At 40.5% G+C, this 1,530-nt stretch carries 3 protein-coding genes; 1 reads left to right on the forward strand and 2 read right to left on the reverse strand.

Annotation, left to right across the window (positions count from 1 at the left end):
* Positions 1-165 precede the first annotated feature (165 nt).
* A complete protein-coding gene (locus tag EIZ48_RS28155; protein WP_160658688.1) occupies positions 166-645 on the forward strand; it encodes a GNAT family N-acetyltransferase in 480 nt (159 codons plus the stop codon).
* 99 nt (positions 646-744) lie between these two features.
* Here EIZ48_RS28155 and EIZ48_RS28160 read toward each other — a convergent pair whose 3' ends face one another.
* Complete coding sequence (locus EIZ48_RS28160) at positions 745-1,035, reverse strand: type II toxin-antitoxin system RelE family toxin (protein WP_160658690.1); 291 nt, start codon at positions 1,033-1,035, stop codon at positions 745-747.
* Positions 1,025-1,273, reverse strand: coding sequence for a type II toxin-antitoxin system Phd/YefM family antitoxin (locus tag EIZ48_RS28165; protein ID WP_160658692.1), 249 nt, complete (start codon positions 1,271-1,273; stop codon positions 1,025-1,027). The genes EIZ48_RS28160 and EIZ48_RS28165 overlap by 11 nt, the downstream gene beginning before the upstream one ends.
* Positions 1,274-1,530: the final 257 nt, after the last annotated feature.

Raw genomic sequence — 1,530 nt, forward strand, 5'->3', positions numbered from 1 at the left:
TGGAAAGATTATCGGCCAAGTATGCTCGCAGTAATGTATGGAGTTGCATAACAAAGCAATCAAGGTGACCCATTACACTCGGCAGTTTTGGTTTGAAGTTCGGTACGCTTTGTTGGTTTTGCGTGGGGCACCTTATTGCAGGCGTTATAAAACCAAAGGAAGGTTATGTACCTAGAATCATTTGAAAAATGTGATTATAAATTATTGATAGATTGGATTCCTTCTGAGGAGTTTAACTTAATGTGGGGTGGGCCTCTATACAGCTGGCCGATTACTGCTGCTCAAATAGAAGAGCACCAAAGTAAGAATGAAGTCATATCATTTTGGCTGGTTTCTGAAAATGAGAAGGTTGGCTTTATTGAGCTATTTAAAGTATCAACCACTGAATATCGTCTATGTCGGATAATCATTAGTGAGCATGCTGGTCGAGGCAAAGGTTATGGTAAGCACCTAGTTCAACTTGCAATTAAACATGCTCAAGAGGAACTGAGTGCAGAAACTGTATCGTTGGCAGTCTTTGAACAAAATTTGAAGGCAATCAAATGCTATGAATCAATAGGGTTTAAGACCTTTGCCAGAGAAACAGGCGTGATAACTTTCAATGGTGAAGATTGGCCGCTTCTTCGAATGAAAATGGTTTTATAACAATGCAATCAAGGTGACCCATTACACTCGGCGGTTTTGGTTTGAAGTTCAGTGTGCTTGGTAAGCTTATCGTGGGGCACCTTATTGCAGGCGTTAAACCTACGAATCAGTTCTGCGCATGGCATTTTTGTAGACTTCGCTTCGTTCACGTTTACCAACAGCAAGAACGGTTACAGTGATGACACCATCGTTTACCTCATACACTAATCGATAGCCAGATTGCCGAAGTTTGATTTTGTACATGTTGTCGGCTCCAGATAATTTTGAAGCCGGTACATGTGGATTTTCTATGCGCTCAATTAGTTTCTTTTTGAATTGTTCGCGAACAGTTGCACCAAGCTTTTTCCATTCTTTTAAGGCGGATTTCTTGAAGTCTAACTTATAGGTCATTGATATCTACCGTGATGCTTGGTTCGTCTTGACGTTCTTTCGCAATAGCTAGCAGTTCTAGGTCTTCTAAGCGATCCATCAGTAGTTCGTAGGCTTCTGCTGGTACACAGTAAAATGCTGGCTCATTTCTGTTTAAGACAGCAACGGGCTCTCCATAAGCACTTGATACCACTTTCATTGGGTTAGCTTTAAGCTCTGTAATGCTAGCTGCAACATCTGCAAGGATTCGTGCGGTCATCTTAAAGGTCTCTTAATCGGTCTTGTATTAGGTTATTATAGTTTGTGGTGTTGAGTTTTTCTATCAATAAAATGACTGATTATACTTCTGCGAAATGCTAGGTTTAACAGGCTTTGTTGCGTAAATCAGTTTGAACTCTTTCGGAAAGTGACGATCTGATCGTTCATGTTCCATCGTTAGTTATATGAGCCATGAGTAAAACCAAGGTCCGTTACAAGACCAATAACTGGAAAGAGTATAATCAAGCCTTGATCAAC

Source organism: Photobacterium alginatilyticum (genome assembly GCF_009910675.1).
In the GTDB taxonomy this organism is placed as follows: Bacteria; Pseudomonadota; Gammaproteobacteria; order Enterobacterales; family Vibrionaceae; genus Photobacterium; species Photobacterium alginatilyticum.